Here is a 17,632-nt window from a genome sequence, read left to right as displayed (position 1 = left end):
CCCGGCCGGGAGGATCCCCGGCCGGGCGCGTCGGCATGCCCTGGCCTCTTTGCAACACCTAATGTCCTGACATAAGGACGACCTATTGATTTCTTGTAAACTGGTCGTTACGTTTTGGGGCAACATCAACACCCCGAACGAGGAGGCGCAATGCGTCCCCTGTCCAGGCTCTCCCTGGCAGCCCTGATGTTGACCGTGTTGGGCGGGATCGCCGTACCCGCGGCCGGTGCCGGCGTGGCAACCGTGTACCCCGACGTCGAGACCCCCTCCCTGTACGACGACGAGGCCGGCGGCGACGCCAACGGCGACGACCCCGCGATCTGGGTCGACCCGTCCGACTCCGAGGACAGCGTGGTGATCGCCACCGCCAAGAAGGGCGGCCTGTACGTCTACGACCTCGACGGGCAGCAGCTCCAGCACCTGCCGGCCCCCGCCGCCCCCGGGCCGGACGACGAGGCGGGCCGCTTCAACAACGTCGACGTCGCCTACGGCTTCGGCGGCAGGGACCTGGCGATCGTCTCCGACCGCGGCCGGGACATGCTGCGCATCTACGCCATCTCGCACGGCCACCTCACCGACGTGACCGACCCGGCCGCGCCGTTCGTGTTCAACACGACGCAGCAGCAGGTCAACGACGCCGAGACGGCCTACGGCCTGACCGCCTGGAAGGACTCCACCGGCACGTACGCGCTGGTCAGCCGCCGGCACAAGACCTCGGTCGGCCTGGTCAAGCTGCTCGCCAAGCCGGGCGGCAAGATCGGCTACCAGCTCGTGCGGACGATGACGCTGCCGGGCTCCTTCACCCTGCCGAACGGCCAGACCTGGTCCCCCTGCCTTGAGCCCGACGAGCAGGCGCAGGTCGAGGGCATGGTCGTGGACCAGGAGCGGGACGTGCTCTACGCCGCCCAGGAGGACGTCGGCATCTGGCGGATGCGCGCCGACCTCACCGGCACGCCCGTCCTGGTGGACAAGGTCCGCGAGTACGGCGTCCCCGGCACCTACGACCCCGCGACCGAGGAGTGCACCCCCGGCGCCGACCCCGGCTACGGCGGCACGCACCTCACCGCGGACGCCGAGGGCCTGACCATCTACTACCGCGAGGACGGCAAGGGCTACCTGCTGGCCTCCAGCCAGGGCGACAACACCTTCGCCGTCTACCGCCGGGAGGGCTCCAACGGCTACCTCGGCCAGTTCCGGATCGGCGAGGCGAACGGCATCGACGGCTCGGAGGTGAGCGACGGCTCGACCGTGCTCAACGTGCCGCTGGGCGAGTTCGACGAGGGCATGTTCATCGCCCACGACGGCGTGAACACGCCGGCCACGGCCGACCGGGAGAACACCAACTTCAAGTTCGCCGACTGGGGCGACATCGCCGACGAGCTGGACCTGGACGTGGACACCGACGGCTGGGACCCGCGCGACTGATCATCGCCGCCCAGCGGTCCCGCGAACCGGGGCGCCGTCCAGCCGGACGGCGCCCCTTCGCCGTTTCCGGGCCGATTTGGGCATCCTTTCGCGGGGCGGGGAGAATGGGGGGCGCGTGCGGAGGAGGAGCGTGACCGAGAGCCAGTCGCTCGACCACCTCGCCCGCCGCCTGGAAGAGGTGGTCGGCGAGCTGCGCGGCATCCCCGTCGACGTCGAGCGGCTGGAGGACCCCGAGCTCGTCCGCCGGCACATCCTGCGCGCCACCCGGTCGTCGGCCGAGCTGCGGGCCATGCACCCGGTGGGCTCGCGCGAGCAGGGCCGCGACGAGCAGCGCAGCCGGCGTACCGTCCTTGACGCCCTGCGGGAGGGCCTGTCAATGCGCACGATCGTCCATTCGAGCGTGCTGGACGACCCGCGCAAGGCGGCCCGCATCAAGGAGCTGCACGCCGCCGGCGACCTGCACCGGGTCATCGACGAGCCCATCCAGCAGCTCCTGATCTTCGACCGGTCCGTGGCGTTCGTCCGGATCACCCCGATCGCCTACACGCCGGGCGCGCTCATGATCAGGCAGCAGGGGCTGATCGCCACCCTCATCGACCTGTTCGAGCTGTCGTGGGCGCGGGCCAGGGAGGTCACCGAGCCGGCCCACCGGCTCTCGCCCCGGGAGCGGGAGGTGCTGGCGCTGATCGCCGAGGGCCGCTCCAACAGCGCCGTGGCCCGCGCCCTGTCGATCACGGAGGCGGCCGTCGGCAAGCACGTGGCCTCCGTGTTCGGCAAGCTCGGCCTGCCCGCGACCGACGACGCCAACCGGCGGGTGCTGGCGGTGCTGGCCTACCTGCGCGGTGTGGCCAGGTAGGGCCAGGGCTACCCCGTCCTCGTCCCAGCACCCGCGCGGGCGGGCCGCGGCGGGCGCTTCGATGGACGTCATGCAGAAAATGACTGGATTGCTGGTCGGCGCGGTGTTCGGCGCGGTGTTCGTCGTCGTCAACGCGCACGGCCCGCTCAACCCCGTGGCGGCGAACGTCCTGCGGCCCGCCGCGTGCCTGGCGGCGGCGGCCGTGCTGGCGATGTGGCTGCGGGCCGTGCGCGCGGAACGTCCCGCCCCGGCCGGCCGGCGGGGCATGTTCGGGCCGGGCTACCTGGCCGTGGTCGTAGTGGAGGCGGTCCTGCTGTTCGGCGGGCTGCGGGTGCTGGCCGCGCTCGGGCGTCCCGAGGAGGGGAACGTGGCGTGGGTGGCGTTCGTGGTGGGCGTGCACTTCGTCGCGCTCGCGCCCGTGTGGAAGGACCGGAGCATCGCCGTGCCGGGCGCGGCGCTCACGCTGCTCGGCGCCGGCGGGCTCGTCCTGGCCGCCACGCCCGCGGTGGCGTGGGTGCCGGTGGTCAGCGGGGTGCTGTCCGGCGTCGTGCTGCTGGCCGGCAGCCTCACCCTCGGCCTGCGCGGCGTGCGCGCCCTGCGCGGTACGGCGCGAGCGGGGGCCTGACCGTCCGGCGGGCGCGCCTTCTCCCCTGACGCAGACCCTCTGATACTCTCTGTGCTGAATTGATTACTTTCTGTCGCTAGGGGAGCTAGTGTGAAGGTCGCCTGCGTCGGCGGTGGGCCCGCCAACCTGTACTTCTCGATCCTGATGAAGCGGGTCGACCCGTCCCACGAGGTCGCCGTCTACGAGCGCAACCCGGCCGGGACCACCTACGGCTGGGGCGTGACCTACTGGGACGACCTGCTCAAGAACCTGCGCGCCGCCGACCCCGAGTCGGCGGACGTCATCAGGGAGAACTCGATCCGCTGGGACAGCTGGGTCACCCACGTCCAGGACCGCGCGACGGTGTCGCTCACCGAGTCGGACGAGGGCTTCGGCATCTGCCGCCACCGCCTGCTCGACATCCTGGCCGACCGCGCCCGTTCCCTGGGCGTGCACGTCGAGCACGGCCGCGAGATCGCCTCCCGGGAGGAGCTCGACGCCGACCTGGTCGTGGCCGGCGACGGCATCAACAGCACGATGCGCGCGCCGCACGCCGACCATTTCGGCACCGAGATCGCGGTCGGCCGCAACCACTACATCTGGCTCGGCACCACGAAGGTCTTCGACTCCTTCACCTTCGCCTTCTCCGAGACCCCGCACGGCTGGATCTGGTGCTACTGCTACGTCTACAGCGGCGACCACAGCACGTGCGTCGTCGAGTGCTCCCCCGAGACCTGGAAGGGGCTCGGCCTCGACCGGGCCGACGCGGCCGACGGCCTGGCGCTGCTGGAGAAGATCTTCGCCGACGTCCTGGACGGCCACCCGCTGATCGGACGGGCGCACACCGACGGCAGCGCGTACTGGCTGAACTTCCGCACGCTGACCAACCGCACCTGGTACCACGACGACCTCGTCCTGCTCGGGGACGCCGCGCACACCACCCACTACTCCATCGGCGCGGGCACCGCCCTGGCCTTCGGGGACGCCGCCTTCCTGGTCAACGCGCTGAACCAGGAGCCGGAGCTCCCGGCCGCCCTCGCCCGCTACGACCGCGAGCGCCGCAAGGCGATCCGCCCGCACCAGAAGTCGGCCCGGCTCAGCGCCCAGTGGTACGAGAACCTGACGCGCTACATCGACCTCTCGCCGGTCGAGTTCATCGCGCTGCTCGGCCAGCGGCACTCCCGGGTGCTGCCGCACCTGCCGCCCCGGATGTACGTCCAGGTCGACCGCGTTCTCAGCTTTTTCGGCGGGTTCGGCGGCTTCGGCAAGGACTGACCGGGAGGCGCGCCCGCTCAGGTCCCGATCAGGGGTAGTCCTTGGGGTTCACGGGGCTGGTGCGGGCGTTGCCGCCCCTGACCGGGTTCAGGGTCAGGGTCCAGATGGTGTACTGCGTCGAGGTCGTGCGGAAGCGCAGCCGGTCGTTGAACTTCTGGTACGTCGCGCCCCTGGTGAAGCGGCCCTTCGACATGCTGAACCGGTAGCCGGTGGTGAAGAAGATGCGGTACGTGCCGTCCCGGACGTCCCGGATGCGGGCGGTGGACCGGGCGCGCACGTAGACGCTGATCGCCTTGGTCCGGCCCTTGACGATGGTGACGACGCCGTCCTTCGACGTGCCGTTCTTGATCTTGAGTACGCCGCGGCCGCCGCTGAGACGGTCGTAGACGATCCGTCCGTTGGCCGGGCGGGAGGCCGCCTCCTGGACGGCCGAGGAGGTCTGGGCGGCGGCGGCCTGGAGGCCCGCAGTGGCGGCGCCGGCCGGGGCGGAGGTCAGCAGCGTGCCGGTCAGTGCGACGGCCGCGACGACCCCCGCGCGTAACGGGGTCGCTTCGAGGAGTCTCTTCACCATGGTCTTCTCCTTGGGGGACATGGTCAGACTGATCGCGTACCCGTGTATATCAGGACAGACCGCTTCTACGCTCGTAGACTTTAAGCCGTCCGTTCGGCTCCGAGAGGCGGCACGATGAGCTACGTCCCCGTTCCCTACGACCCTGAGCTGGCGGAAGGTCTCGCGGCGTTCCTGGCGACGGTCGAGAGCGTTCCGCTGCGCGCGGACACCATCCAGCGCAACCGCGAGATCTTCGCCGAGCTCATCCCGCCCATGGAGGCGATCGTCGCCGGCCGTCCCGTCGAGTGGTGGGACGTGGACGTTCCCGGCCCCGAGGGCGCGCCCGGCGTCACCCTCACGGTCGTCCGTCCCAAGGGCGGGCCCGCGCCCGGCGCGGCGGCCGTGTACGAGATCCACGGCGGCGGGATGATCCTCGGCACCCGCTTCTTCGGCATCGAGGGCCTGATCCAGGCGGCCCTGGAGCACGGCATGGTCGGGGTGACGGTCGAGTACCGGCTCGCCCCGGAGCACCCGGCCCCGGCGGCGGCCGAGGACTGCTACGCGGGCTTCGTCTGGACCGCCGGGCACGCCGAGGAGCTGGGGTTCGACCCGGGGCGGTTGCTCGTGTCCGGCTTCAGCGCGGGCGGCGGGCTCACGGCGTCCGTCGGCATCATGGCCCGCGACCGGAACGGCCCGGCCGCCGCCGGGCTCTACATCGGCGCACCCATGATCGACGACCGGAACTCGACCGTGTCGAGCCTCCAGTACGACGGCATCGGCGCCTGGGACCGCAACAACAACGACACCGCCTGGACCGCGGTGCTCGGCGACCGGCGGGGCGGCCCGGACGTGCTGCCGCACGAGGTCCCGGCGCGCGCGGCCGACCTGTCGGGGCTGCCGCCGGTCTTCATCGAGGTCGGGGCCGCCGAGGTGTTCCGGGACGAGGCGGTCGAGTTCGCCACGCGCATCTGGGCGACCGGCGGCCAGGCGGAACTCCACGTGTGGGCCGGCGGCCACCACGGCTTCAACGTCACCCCAGCCGCCCGCGTCTCCCGCGCCGCCCTGGAAACCAAACTCTCCTGGCTCCAACGCACCCTGTCCATCTAACCCCCCTGTCCCCCGGACGGCGCGCCCGAGGGACGACGGGCCCGAGAAACGCGGACATCTCCCTCCCCATCACCCCGGGCGCCACCCTCCGAACGACACCAGGAGGACAGCCGGATCGGAGCGGCGTAGGCACCCCCACGTCCCCACCGCCCCAGAGGCCCTCCACACGACGCAAGAGACGGCGGATCGGAGCGACGTGGGCATTCCGCCCCCTCCTCACCACTTCGTTCGCGGGGCGGCGGGCGGGAGGTTACGGGGTCAGGGTGCGGGTCAGCCAGGAGAGGCGGGTGGCGAGGGCGGCGCGGGTGATCTCGTGGTCCGGGGCGAAGATGTCGAAGCCGTGGAAGGCGCCGTTCCAGATGTGCAGTTCGGCCTGCCCGCCGGCCGCCCAGATCCGCGTGGCGTACGCGACGTCCTCGTCGCGGAACAGCTCGGCGGCGCCCGCCTCGATGAACGCGGGCGGCAGCCCCGACAGGTCGGCCGCCCGCGCCGGGGCCGCGTAGCAGGGGACGCCGGCGTCCGGGTCGCCGGCCCGCTCGCCGAGCAGGGCCCGCCAGCCCAGCAGGTTCAGGGCGCGCGGCCAGGTGCCGAGGCCGTCGTACTGGTGGCTGGAGACGGTGGTGTTGAGGTCGTCCAGCATCGGGCACAGCAGGAGCTGGCCGGCCAGGCGCGGGCCGCCTCGGTCGCGGGCCAGCAGGGCGACCCCGGCCGCCAGGCCGCCGCCGGCGCTGCCGCCCATGACCACCACGCGCCCGGGGTCCACGCCGAGCTCGGCGGCGTGCCGCGACATCCAGGCCAGTCCGGCGTAGCAGTCCTCGACCGGCGCCGGATGGGGGTGCTCGGGGGCCAGGCGGTACTCGACGTTGACGGCGACGACGCCCAGCTCCTCGACGAGCGCGACCAGGCGCGGCGTGTCCATGGCCCGGTGGCCGGTGATCATGCCGCCGCCGTGGATGTTGTACAGCCCGGGGGCCGGGGACCGCAGGCGGCGCGGGCGCAGCACGGTGATCTCCAGGTCCGGCGCGCCGGACGGCCCGGGGACGAGCAGCTCCTCGGCGTCGATCTCGCGGTCGCCGATCACGTCGGCGACCGTCGGCATGGGCATGGCCGCCCCGGCGGCGCGCATCAGGGGGATGGTCTCCAAGGTGGGGGCGGGCCCGTCGGGCCGGGGCATGCCGTCCAGGACGGCGGCCATCGCCGGGTCGAAGGGCACAGGGGTGGGGGGCATGGTTCTCCTGGTCACTGCGGTTCTGCGAAGGTGAGCGCCCGTGCCGGGTTCTCGACCATGATCTTGTGGATGGCCTCGGAGCTGACGCCGAGGCGGCGCAGGGCGGGCAGGAAGTGCCGCGGGATGTAGTCGTAGCCCTTGCCGCCGTACCGCTTGAGCTGGATCTTCTGGCACACGTCGTGACCCAGCACGATCTGCCCCGCGTAGCCCCGTTCGACCAGGTCGGCGATGCCGCGCAGGACCTTGTGGTCGCTGCCCAGGACGAGGTGCCCCCACGGGCTGCCCGGCGCGGCCAGGAAGTCGAACTCGACGAAGACGCCGCGGGCCAGCAGCCGCTCGGCGAACTCGGGTCCGGACAGGACGTCCGCGCAGTGCCCCAGGACGACGCTGCCGGGGGCGACGCCCTCCTCCTGGAGGATGTCGAGCACCCGGAACTTCTCCTCGCCGACGCCGCCGACGTGGAAGGTGACCGGCGCGCCGGTGACGCGGGCGGCCCGCCCGGCGGCCCGTACGCTCTTCAGCTCGCCGCCGGTCAGCGGCGACGACTCCGCACCGACCTCGCCGATGATGCCCGCGCGCACGCCGGTGCCGTCGGCCCCGAGCACGACGTCGCGCACGATGACGTCGGCCAGCTCGTCGACCGTGCGCTGGTCCATGTCGGCCGGATGGAACGCCGGGGTGTACCAGCCGCCGCCCATGACGATGTGCATCCCGCCGGCCCGGGACAGCCGCAGCAGCGCCTCGGGGTCGCGGCCGAGGCCGATGGGCGAGACCTCGACCATGGTGCGGCCGCCGCTGTGGGCGAAGGCGAGGGTCTCGGCGAGCATCTCGTCGAAGTCGCCCAGCAGGTCGTTGTCGGCGTTCGGCCCGCCGTGGCGGGTGCGGGCGAGGTTGGCCAGGGTGAGCGGCTCGGCCGCCGCCGGCGCGTCCTCGCCGGGCCGGCGGGACCGGGCGGGCCTGCGCAGGTCGATGAAGATGTGCTCGTGCATGGACGTCTGCCCGAGCAGCGCCGGGTCCACCGGGCCGGCGACGGTGAGCGCCTGCCCGGCCAGGTTCGGGATGGGGAAGGGGTAGCGGCTCACGAGCCCGCCTCCTCGCTCCGGAGCGCGAGCAGCCGCCGCGGGTTGCGCACGGTGAGGGTCTCGATCAGCTCGTCGTCGGCGCCGAGCATCCTCAGGTAGGGCACGAACTGCCGCAGGACGAAGGCGTAACCGCCGCCGCCGTACGCGAGGAGCTCCGACTTGGCCCGTACGCCCTGCGACAGCAGCAGGCGTCCGGCGTGGCCGCGGCGGGCGAGTTCGAGCACGGCCGCGGCGACGTCCTGGTCGTCGGAGACGCTGAGCGCGGTGGGCAGCCTGCCGAGCCGGTCGAACTGCACGAAGACGCCGCGGCCGAGCAGCGGTTCGAGGTCGTCGGGCCGCGGGGAGAGAGCGTCGCAGTGGCCGACGGCCACCCGCGTGAGGTCCGTGCCCTCCTCGGCGAGCACGTCGAGGACACGCTGCTGGACGGCCGGGTCGTCGTTGCGGGCCAGCGAGACGGCGGCGCCGGTGGCCGCCGACGCGCGGGCCGCGGCGACCAGGAACGCGCGCTCGGCGGGCACGCCGGGGTCGAGCGCGGCCAGCTCGCCGATGATGCCGGCCCGCACGCCGCGCACGCCCTCGGTGAGCTCGCGAACCAGCTCCTCGGTCAGCTCCCCGGCCAGCGCGGCGACGTCCCGGGCGGAGGTCAGAGCGGCGACGTCACGGGCCGAGGTCGGCGCGGCAGCCTCCCGGGCGGCAGGGGCGGCAGGGGCGGCAGGGGCGGCAAGGGCGGCGGGGTGTGCGGGGCGTGCGGGGTGGTGCCGGCCGCAGCCCATGACGACGGTTACGCCGGTCTCCTCGGCGAGCCGGCGCAGCCCGGCCGGGTCGCGGCCGAGCCCGTCGGCCGTCAGGTCCACCACCGTGCCGCCGCCGGCCTCCCGGAACGCGGCCAGCTCGGCGGCGGCCAGGCCCGCGTCGCCGAGCAGCAGGTCGTCCCGGTTGACGGCGCCCATGCCGACCTCGCCGAGCAGGTCCATCGTCAGCGGCGCGCGGTAGAGCCACAGGGCGCCGGCCGCCGTGGGACGGGTGCGGCCGGTGCGCGCCCAGGACTCGGGCGTGTCGTCGGGCGGGGCGAAGTCGCTCAGCAGGTGCTCGTGCGGCAGGACCGCGCCCAGCGAGGTCGCTGGGACCTCGCCGGTGACGGCCACGACCGTGGCATCGGTGGTGGACACACGAGCAATATAGCCCCAGAGCGTCTACAAGTGTAGATAAAAGCCGTCCACCGTCCGCGGAACGCCGAGCGGGTTGGCCTCGCGCAGCTCCGGCGGCAGGAGGGGGTCGGGGGTGTCCTGGAAGCACACCGGGCGCAGCCAGCGCTCGATCGCGGTGCCGCCGACCGAGGTCGAGGTGCTGGTCGAGGCCGGGTACGGCCCGCCGTGCTGCATCGCGGGCGCGACCGACACGCCCGTGGGCCAGCCGTCCACGACGACCCGTCCGGCCAGCCCGGCGAGCCTGGCCACCAGGCCGGCCGCCGCGCCCTCGCGCTCGTCGGCCCCCAGGTGGGCGGTCGCGGTGAGGTTGCCGGGCAGCGCGTCGAGCACCGCGTCCCGCTCGGCCTCCGAGCCGTACCAGGCCACGACGGTGACCGGCCCGAAGCATTCCTCCAGCAGCTCGGCGTGGGCGTCCCCGTCCGCGAGCCGCTCGGCCGCCACGGTCAGCACGCCCGGACGGACGGCCAGCGGCGCGGCGTCGTCCTCGCCCGCGGCCAGCACCTGCCTGACCCCGGGAAGCTGGGCGCGGGAGCGCACGCCGTCCAGGAAGGCCGCCCGCATGCGCGGGTCGAGCAGCGGTCCGGCGGGCACGGTGGCCGCGACCACGGCGTCGAGCACCGCGTCGCCCGCCGGGCCCGCGGGCAGCAGGACCAGGCCCGGCTTGACGCAGAACTGGCCGAGGCCCTGGGTGTAGGAGGCGGCCAGGCCCGCGCCGATCTCGGCCGCCCGGGTCGCGGCGGCCCGCTCGGTCACCACGACCGGGTTGAGGCTGCCCAGCTCGCCGTGGAACGGGATCGGCCGCGGACGGGCGGCGGCCAGGTCGTGCAGCGCCCGCCCGCCGCGTACCGAGCCGGTGAAGCCGACGGCGGCGGTCAGCGGGTGCCGGACCAGCTCCGGGCCGGCCGCGAAGCCGTGCACCAGGCCCACGACGTCGGCCGGCAGACCGGCCTTCTCGGCGGCGGCGCGCAGCGCGCGGGCGGACAGGACGCTGGTCGCCGGATGGTCCGGATGCGCCTTGACCACGACCGGGCACCCGGCGGCCAGCGCGCTGGCGGTGTCGCCGCCCGGCACGCTGAAGGCCAGCGGGAAGTTGCTCGCCGCGAACACCGCGACCACGCCCAGCGGCACCTTGTAGCGCCGCAGGTCGGGGCGGGGGGCCGGGCGGGCGGCCGGGTCGGCGTGGTCGATGATCACGTCCAGGAAGGCGCCCGACTCGGCCACGTCGGCGAAGGCCCGTAGCTGGTAGCAGGTGCGGGCCAGCTCGCCGGTGAGGCGGACCCTGCCGAGGGCGGTCTCCGCGTCGGCGGTCGCGATGATCTCCTCGCCGCCCTCCTCCAGCAGCGCGGCGGCGGTACGCAGCAGGTCGGCGCGTACGGACCGGTCGGCCAGCGCGGGGGCGGCGGCGGCAGCGGCGCGCACGGCGCGGTCCACGTCCTGCGGCGTCGACTCCGCCGCGACGCGCTCGCGGGCCTGTCCGGTACGCGGGTCGACGCTCAGCACGTCACTCACGGTCTCGTCCTCTTTCATGGTCTTCGTCGGTGTTGTCGGCAGGGTGGTCGTCGGCGAGCGCGGCCAGCTCGCCCAGGGGCACCGGGGCCGCCAGGCTCCGGGTGGACAGCGGGCGCAGATCGGCGGCCGTGCTCTCGCGGCGGCTCAGGCAGGCCGCGACGCCGGCGGTGGCGAACCCGCACACCCGTCCCTGGCACCAGCCCATGCCCGGCCTGGCCAGCATCTTCAGCGTGCGCGGGTCGTCGGCGCCCAGGTCGTCGTGGGCGCGGCGCAGGTCGCCGTAGGAGACCTCCTCGCAGCGGCAGACCAGCGTCTCCTCCCGCAGCCAGGACGTCCAGGCGCGCGGCACGGGGTAGGTCCGGTGCATGGCCGCGGCGAAGCGCCGCCCGCGGGCGATCGACCGGCGCAACCGGCCCATGAGCGCCGGGTCGGCCCGGCGGCCCAGCGTACGGGCCAGGGCCAGGGCGCTCAGCCGCCCCTCCTGCCGGGCCAGGACGGCGCCGCCGACGCCGGTCGCCTCGCCCGCGACGTACAGGCCGGGGACGTCGGTGCGCTGGAAGGCGTCCACGGTCACGACGAGCGAGCCGTCGACGTCCTTCCTGGTGCCGGCGCCGAGCATGAGCGGCAGTTCGAGGGACGGCGTGAACCCCCAGCCGAGCGCGACGAGGTCGGCGGGGATCTCGCGGGCCGGCCCGGCCGGGCGGCCGTCGCGGCCGAGCCGGGCGAGCCGGACGGCCTCGACCCGAGTCTCCCCCAGGATCTCGGTGACCACGGTCCCGGTGCGGTACGGCACGCGGTGACGGGCCATCAGCGCCGCGTACTGCACCGCCTCCAGCCCCTTGGCCGGCACGGACGCGGCGCCGCGCAGCTCGCGCAGCCAGCCGAGCGTGGCGTTGGCCTCGGCGACCGCCGCCACCCGCGCCCCGGCCGCGGCCAGGCCGGTGGCGACCGGCAGCAGGAACGGCCCGGTCCCGGCGACGACCGCGCGGCGGCCGGCGAGCGTGCGCTGCCCCTTGAGCAGGGCCTGCACCCCACCGGCGGCCATCACGCCGGGCAGGTCCCAGCCGGGGACGGGAAGCTGCCTGTCGTAGCCGCCGGGGCACAGGATCAGCGCGCGGGCGGTCACCGTGGCGCCGGCGGCCCCCTCCTCCGGGACTGTGGGGGTGGTGCGCAGCGTGAACGTGCCCGCGTCGTCCCGGGCGGCCAGCCAGACCTGGTGGCCGGGCAGGTAGCGGATCCGTCCGGCGGCGGTCAGGGCGCGCAGCCGGTCGCGCAGCCGGGTGAAGACGGGCCAGTCGTGGTGCCCGGCGGCGTCCTCGGGGCGGGCGTGGCGTTCGTCGTAGTGCCGCCAGAACTGGCCGCCCGGCTGGCGGGCGCCGTCCACGAGGGCCACGTCCAGCCCGGACCCGGCGGCCTCGACGGCGGCGGCCAGTCCGGCCGGGCCCGCGCCGACCACGGCGACGTCGTGCGTCTCACGCATGGGGGCCTCCCGGCTCGCCGTCTTCGCGGGCGGGGGCGTCGTCGCCGAGGCGCATGCCGTCGCGCGCCGGGACCAGGCAGGCGCGCTGGTCGGGGACGCCGTCGACGGTGATGAGGCAGTCGAAGCAGATGCCGATGCCGCAGAACAGCCCGCGCGGCCGGCCGGCCCCGCGGGTGGTGCGCCAGTCGAGGATGCCCGCCGCGACCAGGGCGGCCCCGACGCTCTGCCCCGGCTCGGCGGGGACGCTCGCGCCGCGGAAGGTCATCTGGTGGGTCATCGGGGCCCCTCCTCGGTCGCGGCGGACCCGGTGCCGGAAAAGCGGTCGGAAGCGGACAAATGGTCGGTGCCGGAAGAGCGGTCGGGGGCTGGGAAGCGGTCGGGGGCGAAGGGCTTGAGGTCGAGGTCCGGGGTGCGACCGGTGAGCGCCTGGGCGACGAGCTTGCCGGTGCCCGCGGACAGTCCGATGCCCGCCCCCTCGTGCCCGCAGGCGTGCCACAACCCGGGCGCGCGCGGGTCGGGCCCGATCACCGGCAGATGGTCCGGGCAGTACGGCCGGAACCCCAGGTACGTGCGCATGGCCCGGACGTCCCACAACATCGGGAACAGCGCGATCGCCTTGGCCGCCAGCGCGCCGGCCGCCCGCGGGGAGAACGTGCGGTCGAAGCCGACCCGTTCCCTGGAGGCGCCGATGAGGATCGTGCCGCTGCCGGTGCCCTCCACGACGGGCGAGGTCTGCAGGGCGGCGTCGGAGCTGGCCACGTCCCCGACGTACTCGGCGGCGTAGACCTTGTGGCGGATCGTCCGGGGCGGCATGGGCTGGGTGACCAGCACGAACCCGCGTCTGGGCAGGACGGGCACGTGCACCCCGGCCAGGGCGGCGACGTCGCCTGCCCAGGTGCCGGTCGCGTTGAGCACCGCCCCGGCGGGCACGTCGCCGGCCGGGGTGCGCACGCCGGTGACGCGGCTCCCGTCGCGCAGGAAGCCGGTGACGCCGGTACGGGTGCGCACCTGCGCGCCGTGCGCGCGGGCCAGCCGCAGCAGGTGGGCGACCACCAGCATGGGCTGGACCTGGGCGTCCTGGGGGTAGAAGGCGGCTCCGGCGAGCCCGGGCGCGAGGTGCGGCTCGTAGTCGCGCAGTTCCTGCGCCGCCACGTCGCGCACCTCGACGCCGTGGCGGCGCTGGTGCTCGCCCAGCTCGCGCAGCGAGGCCAGACCGGCCCCGGACGACGCGACGACCAGCCCGCCCTTGGCCTCGAACTCCCACAGCCCGGCGTGCTCGGCCAGGTCCTCGCGCCACACCCGCTGGGAGTAGAGCGCGAGGTCGAGCTCGGGCCCTGCCTCCTTGTCGGACACGAGCAGATTGCCCTCGCCCGCGCTGGAGGTGCCCCCGGCGATGGCTCCGCGCTCGACGACCACCACGCGCAGCCCGGCCCGCGCGGCGAAGTACGCGCCGGCCGCGCCCACCACGCCGGCGCCGACCACGACGAGGTCGGCGCTCACGGCGTGCCCTTCGCGCCGCCCGCCCGCGGGCCGCGTGCCTGGGCGGGACGGCTCACAGCAGGAACCCCGCCGGGAAGGGGTCGGTCGGGTCGAGGTGGAACTGCGAGGTGCCGGTGACCCAGGCCCGGCCGGTGATCGAGGGCAGCACGGCGGGCAGCGGGCCGACCGCGGTCTCGCCGAGCAGCCGTCCGGTGAAGCGGGTGCCGATGAACGACTCGTTGACGAAGTCCTCGCCGAGGGCCAGCTCGCCCCGGGCGTGGAACTGGGCCATCCGGGCGCTGGTGCCGGTGCCGCACGGCGAGCGGTCGAACCAGCCGGGATGGATGGCCATGGCGTGCCTGGACAGCTGGGCCGTCGAGCCGGGTGCGGCCAGGTAGACGTGATGGCAGCCGTTGATGTCGGGCCGCTCGGGGTGGACCGGGCGGTCGTGCTCGTTGACGGCGTCCATGATCGCGAGCCCGGCCGACAGCAGGTCGCCGGCGCGGGCCCGGTCGAAGGGCAGCCCCAGCTCGGCCAGCTCGACGAAGGCGTAGAAGTTGCCGCCGAAGGCCAGGTCGTAGCCGATCTCCCCGAAGCCGGGCACCTCGACCTTGCGGTCCAGCGCGTACGCGAAGGAGGGCACGTTCTGGATGGTCACCGAGGTCGCCGCGCCGTCCTCGACCGCCACGGACGCCACCACGAGCCCGGCCGGCGTGTCGAGCCGGATCGTGGTGACCGGCTCGACCACGGGCACCATCCCGGTCTCCACCAGGACGGTCGCCACGCCGATCGTGCCGTGGCCGCACATCGGCAGCAGCCCGGAGACCTCGATGAACAGCACGCCGTAGTCGGCGTCGGGCCGGGTGGGCGGCTGGAGGATCGCCCCGCTCATCGCGGCGTGGCCGCGCGGCTCGTACATGAGCAGCGTGCGCACGTCGTCGCTGTTCTCCATGAACCACAGCCGGCGCTCGGCCATGGTCTCCCCCGGGATGGCGCCGACGCCGCCGACGATCACGCGGGTGGGCATGCCCTCGGTGTGGGAGTCGACGGCGTGGAAGGTGCGACGTGATCTCACTTGTAGCCCTTTTCCAGGACGGCCTCGGTGTCGGCGGTGATGCGGGCGACCAGCTCGGGCGCGAGCGGCAGGCGCGGCGGACGGCAGGCGCCGCCCCTGCGCCCGGCCAGGTCCATGGACAGCTTGATCGACTGCACGAACTCGGGCTTGGAGTCCCAGCGCAGCAGCGGGTGCAGGTCGCGGTAGACGCGCAGCGCCTCGGGCAGGTCGGCGGGGTCGCCGGAGGTGGCCAGCCGGTACAGGCGGGTCGTGGACTGCGGGATCATGTTCGGGTACCCGGCGATCCAGCCGACGGCCCCGGCCAGGCCCAGCTCCAGCAGCACGTCGTCGGCCCCGATGAGCAGGTCCAGCTCCGGCGCCAGCTCGGCGATCTCGTAGGCCCTGCGCACGTCCCCGGTGAACTCCTTGACGCCGACGATCAGGCCCTCGTGGTACAGCTCGGCCAGCAGGTCCGGGGTCAGGTCGACCTTGGTGTCGAACGGGTTGTTGTAGGCCACGACCGGCAGCCCGGCCTTGGCGACCTCCCGGTAGTGGGCGACGACGGCCTCGCGCGGGGCCCGGTAGGCGTTCGGCGGCAGCAGCAGCACGGACGTGGCCCCCGCCTCGGCGGCCTGGTCGGCCCACCGGCGGGCCTCCATGGCGCCGTACGCGGCCACGCCCGGCATGACGCCGAACCCGGGCGGCGCGGCTTGGACGGCCGTCTCGACGACGCGGGCCCGCTCCTGCGGCGTGAGCGTCTGGTACTCGCCCAGCGAGCCGTTGGGCGTCACACCGTCACAGCCGCCTTCGGCCAGGAATCGCACGTGCTCGGCGAACCCGTCGTAGTCCACGGAGAGGTCGTCGGCGAAGGGCAGGGCCGTCGCGACGTGGATGCCGCGCCACGGCGTGGCGGAGGTGGTCATGCTGAGGTCTCCTCACATGGGGATATTCGAGAGATTATGCGGTGCAATGTCACAGCGACTACCTACCCGGCGGCCATCCACTTCTCCAGGCCGCCGGCGTCCAGGGGCAGCGCGGCCGACAGCACGTCGGCGCCCTGCTCGGTGACCACCAGGTCGTCCTCGATCCGGACGCCGACCCCGCGCAGCTCCGGCGGGACGGTGAGGTCGTGCGGGTGGAAGTACAGGCCGGGCTCCACGGTGAGCGCCATGCCGGGGGCCATGACGGCGTCCTGGTAGGACTCCTGGCTCGCCCGGCCGCAGTCGTGCACGTCCAGGCCGAGGTGGTGGCCGACGCCGCAGACCAGGTAGCGGCGGTGGTGCTGGCCGGCGTCGGACAGGGCCTCGTCCACCGAGACCGGCAGCAGGCCCCAGTCGGCCAGGCCGTGCGCGACGACCTCCATGGCGGCGTGGTGGAAGTCGCTGAAGCGGCGGCCGGGTGCGACCGCGGCGAGCGCGGCCCGGTGGGCGCGCTCGACCAGGTCGTGCACCTGCCGCTGGGCCGGGGTGAAGCGGCCGGAGACGGGGAAGGTGCGGGTGACGTCGGCGGTGTAGCAGCTCTCCGCCTCGACGCCGAGGTCGAGCAGGAGCAGCTCGCCGGGGGTCACCGGGCCGTCGCAGCGCACCCAGTGCAGGGTGGGCGCGTGCGGGCCGGAGCCGACGATGGAGGGGTAGCCGGGGCCGTTGCCGTAGGCGCGGGCGTACCGGTCGAAGGTGCCCTGGAGCCACCGCTCGCCGCGTCCGGCCACGGCCGCGGGGATCTCGCGGACGACGGCGGCGAAGCCCTCGACGGTGCGGTCCACCGCCTCGCGCAGCTGGCCGAGCTCCCAGTCGTCCTTGTGCATGCGCAGCTCGGCCAGGACCCGGGCGGCCTCCTGGTCCTCGGTCACGTCCGCGGTCAGCTCGGCCAGCGGCCGGACCCGCACCCCGAGCGCCTTCGCCCAGTCGTCCAGGCCGGGCGCGGCGCCCACCCACAGCTCGCCGTACCTGGAGTCGGTGAAGAACGCCGGGTCGCCGGGGCGGGCGGGCGGCGGCACGTAGAGGGTGGCCTCGGCCCCCGCCAGCACGACGACGGCGTTCTCGATCTGGCAGCCGGTCACCCAGACGAAGTCGCTGGCGGCGCGGAAGTCGTAGGCCATGTCGTTGCTGCGGATCGGGGCCTGCCCCGCGGCCAGCACGACGGTCCGGCCGGGCAGCGCCTCGGCCAGCCGCGCCCGGTGGGCGGCGGCGGCCTCGGCCGCGCCGGGCACGACCCGCGGCGTGCGGTCGGCGCTGCCCCAGCCGGTGTTCATGTACGCGGTGAAAGCGGGGATCTCGGACAGCTTCGGGGGCCTGCCGTCGCGCACCGGGGATCACTCCTTCCATAGGGCTCAGTAATGTGTGGCATTGCACTGAACATTAGGACGGCGGGAAGCCGCCGCCAAGAGGTGACCAGAAAAATCCGCATATCGTGACAAAGGCTCGGCTACTCTGCGGGAGCCACGCGATCAACACGCACACGGAGCCCCCCGCTGCGGAACGAGCGCGGCGGGACGAGAGACGGGAAGAACGATGACCTCTTGGATCCTCATCGTCGTCGGCGTGCTGCTGGCCCTGGTCGGCGGGCTCTGGGCGCTCCAGGGACTGGGCGTGGTGGGCGGCAGCGTGATGACCGGCGACGCCACCTGGGCGGTCATCGGTCCGGTGGTGCTGCTGGTGGGCGTCGCCGTCGTGGTGATCGGCCTGCGCCTGCGCCGCTCGCCGTCCCGCTGATCGCGGCGCCCCGGCCCGGGGAGGCGCGAAGCCGGGCGGATGTCCGGTTACGGGGGCGTTCTGT

Annotated in this window: 17 protein-coding genes; 6 read left to right on the top strand and 11 right to left on the bottom strand. The window is 74.2% G+C overall.

What is annotated here, in order from left to right; translation table 11 throughout:
* Positions 1 to 150: 150 nt before the first annotated feature.
* The 4 genes from ACIBQ8_RS15480 (at position 151) to ACIBQ8_RS15465 (ending at position 4,160) form a co-directional block, all read left to right on the top strand.
* Complete coding sequence (locus ACIBQ8_RS15480) at positions 151 to 1,425, top strand: phytase (RefSeq protein WP_397176029.1); 1,275 nt, start codon at positions 151 to 153, stop codon at positions 1,423 to 1,425.
* A 130-nt stretch (positions 1,426 to 1,555) separates the two neighbouring features.
* Positions 1,556 to 2,281 carry a LuxR C-terminal-related transcriptional regulator gene (locus ACIBQ8_RS15475; protein ID WP_397176027.1) on the top strand — a complete coding sequence of 242 codons (726 nt, stop codon included), beginning with the start codon at positions 1,556 to 1,558 and terminating at the stop codon, positions 2,279 to 2,281.
* Positions 2,282 to 2,351: 70 nt separating this feature from the next.
* Positions 2,352 to 2,906 (top strand): hypothetical protein, encoded by a 555-nt coding sequence (locus tag ACIBQ8_RS15470; protein WP_397192232.1) that lies wholly within the window; start codon positions 2,352 to 2,354, stop codon positions 2,904 to 2,906.
* Between the two features lie 90 nt (positions 2,907 to 2,996).
* Positions 2,997 to 4,160, top strand: coding sequence for an FAD-dependent monooxygenase (locus ACIBQ8_RS15465; RefSeq protein WP_397176024.1), 1,164 nt, complete (start codon positions 2,997 to 2,999; stop codon positions 4,158 to 4,160).
* Positions 4,161 to 4,188: 28 nt separating this feature from the next.
* On the opposite strand, the gene ACIBQ8_RS15460 is transcribed toward ACIBQ8_RS15465, so the two are convergent.
* On the bottom strand, positions 4,189 to 4,731 hold the full coding sequence (locus ACIBQ8_RS15460; RefSeq protein ID WP_397176022.1) for a hypothetical protein: 543 nt from the start codon (positions 4,729 to 4,731) through the stop codon (positions 4,189 to 4,191).
* Between the two features lie 114 nt (positions 4,732 to 4,845).
* Here ACIBQ8_RS15460 and ACIBQ8_RS15455 point away from each other — a divergent pair, with 114 nt between their 5' ends.
* Entirely contained in the window at positions 4,846 to 5,817 is a 972-nt protein-coding gene (locus tag ACIBQ8_RS15455; RefSeq protein ID WP_397192231.1) for an alpha/beta hydrolase, read from the top strand.
* A 250-nt stretch (positions 5,818 to 6,067) separates the two neighbouring features.
* Here ACIBQ8_RS15455 and ACIBQ8_RS15450 read toward each other — a convergent pair whose 3' ends face one another.
* From ACIBQ8_RS15450 to ACIBQ8_RS15405, 10 genes are all read right to left on the bottom strand, one after another.
* Positions 6,068 to 7,045: an alpha/beta hydrolase gene (locus ACIBQ8_RS15450; RefSeq protein WP_397176018.1), complete on the bottom strand. Its 978-nt coding sequence runs from the start codon at positions 7,043 to 7,045 to the stop codon at positions 6,068 to 6,070.
* 11 nt (positions 7,046 to 7,056) lie between these two features.
* Positions 7,057 to 8,127 carry a phosphotriesterase gene (locus ACIBQ8_RS15445; RefSeq protein ID WP_397176016.1) on the bottom strand — a complete coding sequence of 357 codons (1,071 nt, stop codon included), beginning with the start codon at positions 8,125 to 8,127 and terminating at the stop codon, positions 7,057 to 7,059.
* Complete coding sequence (locus ACIBQ8_RS15440; protein WP_397192230.1) at positions 8,124 to 9,296, bottom strand: phosphotriesterase; 1,173 nt, start codon at positions 9,294 to 9,296, stop codon at positions 8,124 to 8,126. Before ACIBQ8_RS15440 ends, ACIBQ8_RS15445 begins: the two co-directional genes overlap by 4 nt.
* Positions 9,297 to 9,320: 24 nt before the next feature.
* Positions 9,321 to 10,844, bottom strand: coding sequence for an aldehyde dehydrogenase (NADP(+)) (locus ACIBQ8_RS15435; RefSeq protein WP_397192229.1), 1,524 nt, complete (start codon positions 10,842 to 10,844; stop codon positions 9,321 to 9,323).
* Positions 10,837 to 12,324, bottom strand: a complete 1,488-nt coding sequence (locus ACIBQ8_RS15430; RefSeq protein WP_397192228.1) for an NAD(P)/FAD-dependent oxidoreductase — start codon at positions 12,322 to 12,324, stop codon at positions 10,837 to 10,839. Before ACIBQ8_RS15430 ends, ACIBQ8_RS15435 begins: the two co-directional genes overlap by 8 nt.
* Complete coding sequence (locus tag ACIBQ8_RS15425; RefSeq protein ID WP_397192227.1) at positions 12,317 to 12,601, bottom strand: (2Fe-2S)-binding protein; 285 nt, start codon at positions 12,599 to 12,601, stop codon at positions 12,317 to 12,319. Before ACIBQ8_RS15425 ends, ACIBQ8_RS15430 begins: the two co-directional genes overlap by 8 nt.
* Complete coding sequence (locus tag ACIBQ8_RS15420) at positions 12,598 to 13,824, bottom strand: NAD(P)/FAD-dependent oxidoreductase (protein ID WP_397192226.1); 1,227 nt, start codon at positions 13,822 to 13,824, stop codon at positions 12,598 to 12,600. The genes ACIBQ8_RS15425 and ACIBQ8_RS15420 overlap by 4 nt, the downstream gene beginning before the upstream one ends.
* 52 nt (positions 13,825 to 13,876) lie before the next feature.
* On the bottom strand, positions 13,877 to 14,878 hold the full coding sequence (locus ACIBQ8_RS15415; protein ID WP_397176007.1) for a proline racemase family protein: 1,002 nt from the start codon (positions 14,876 to 14,878) through the stop codon (positions 13,877 to 13,879).
* On the bottom strand, positions 14,875 to 15,780 hold the full coding sequence (locus ACIBQ8_RS15410; protein ID WP_397176005.1) for a dihydrodipicolinate synthase family protein: 906 nt from the start codon (positions 15,778 to 15,780) through the stop codon (positions 14,875 to 14,877). The genes ACIBQ8_RS15415 and ACIBQ8_RS15410 overlap by 4 nt, the downstream gene beginning before the upstream one ends.
* 62 nt (positions 15,781 to 15,842) lie before the next feature.
* Complete coding sequence (locus ACIBQ8_RS15405) at positions 15,843 to 17,162, bottom strand: aminopeptidase P family protein (protein ID WP_397176003.1); 1,320 nt, start codon at positions 17,160 to 17,162, stop codon at positions 15,843 to 15,845.
* Between the two features lie 205 nt (positions 17,163 to 17,367).
* Here ACIBQ8_RS15405 and ACIBQ8_RS15400 point away from each other — a divergent pair, with 205 nt between their 5' ends.
* Positions 17,368 to 17,568 (top strand): hypothetical protein, encoded by a 201-nt coding sequence (locus ACIBQ8_RS15400; RefSeq protein ID WP_357979852.1) that lies wholly within the window; start codon positions 17,368 to 17,370, stop codon positions 17,566 to 17,568.
* The last annotated feature ends 64 nt before the right edge of the window (positions 17,569 to 17,632 follow it).

Origin of the sequence: Nonomuraea sp. NPDC049646 (assembly GCF_044465525.1) — a bacterium.
GTDB lineage: Bacteria > Actinomycetota > Actinomycetes > Streptosporangiales > Streptosporangiaceae > Nonomuraea.
The sequence above is the reverse complement of the archived record's forward strand: the minus strand, read 5'-3'. Positions and strand labels throughout refer to the sequence as shown.

Coding starts and splice junctions, on each gene's coding strand:
- ACIBQ8_RS15425 (WP_397192227.1), bottom strand. CDS start 12,601: ATGACCCACCAGATGACCTTCCGCGGCGCGAGCGTCCCCGCCGAGCCG.
- ACIBQ8_RS15455 (WP_397192231.1), top strand. CDS start 4,846: ATGAGCTACGTCCCCGTTCCCTACGACCCTGAGCTGGCGGAAGGTCTC.
- ACIBQ8_RS15430 (WP_397192228.1), bottom strand. CDS start 12,324: ATGCGTGAGACGCACGACGTCGCCGTGGTCGGCGCGGGCCCGGCCGGA.
- ACIBQ8_RS15470 (WP_397192232.1), top strand. CDS start 2,352: ATGCAGAAAATGACTGGATTGCTGGTCGGCGCGGTGTTCGGCGCGGTG.
- ACIBQ8_RS15480 (WP_397176029.1), top strand. CDS start 151: ATGCGTCCCCTGTCCAGGCTCTCCCTGGCAGCCCTGATGTTGACCGTG.
- ACIBQ8_RS15400 (WP_357979852.1), top strand. CDS start 17,368: ATGACCTCTTGGATCCTCATCGTCGTCGGCGTGCTGCTGGCCCTGGTC.
- ACIBQ8_RS15460 (WP_397176022.1), bottom strand. CDS start 4,731: ATGGTGAAGAGACTCCTCGAAGCGACCCCGTTACGCGCGGGGGTCGTC.
- ACIBQ8_RS15450 (WP_397176018.1), bottom strand. CDS start 7,045: ATGCCCCCCACCCCTGTGCCCTTCGACCCGGCGATGGCCGCCGTCCTG.
- ACIBQ8_RS15410 (WP_397176005.1), bottom strand. CDS start 15,780: ATGACCACCTCCGCCACGCCGTGGCGCGGCATCCACGTCGCGACGGCC.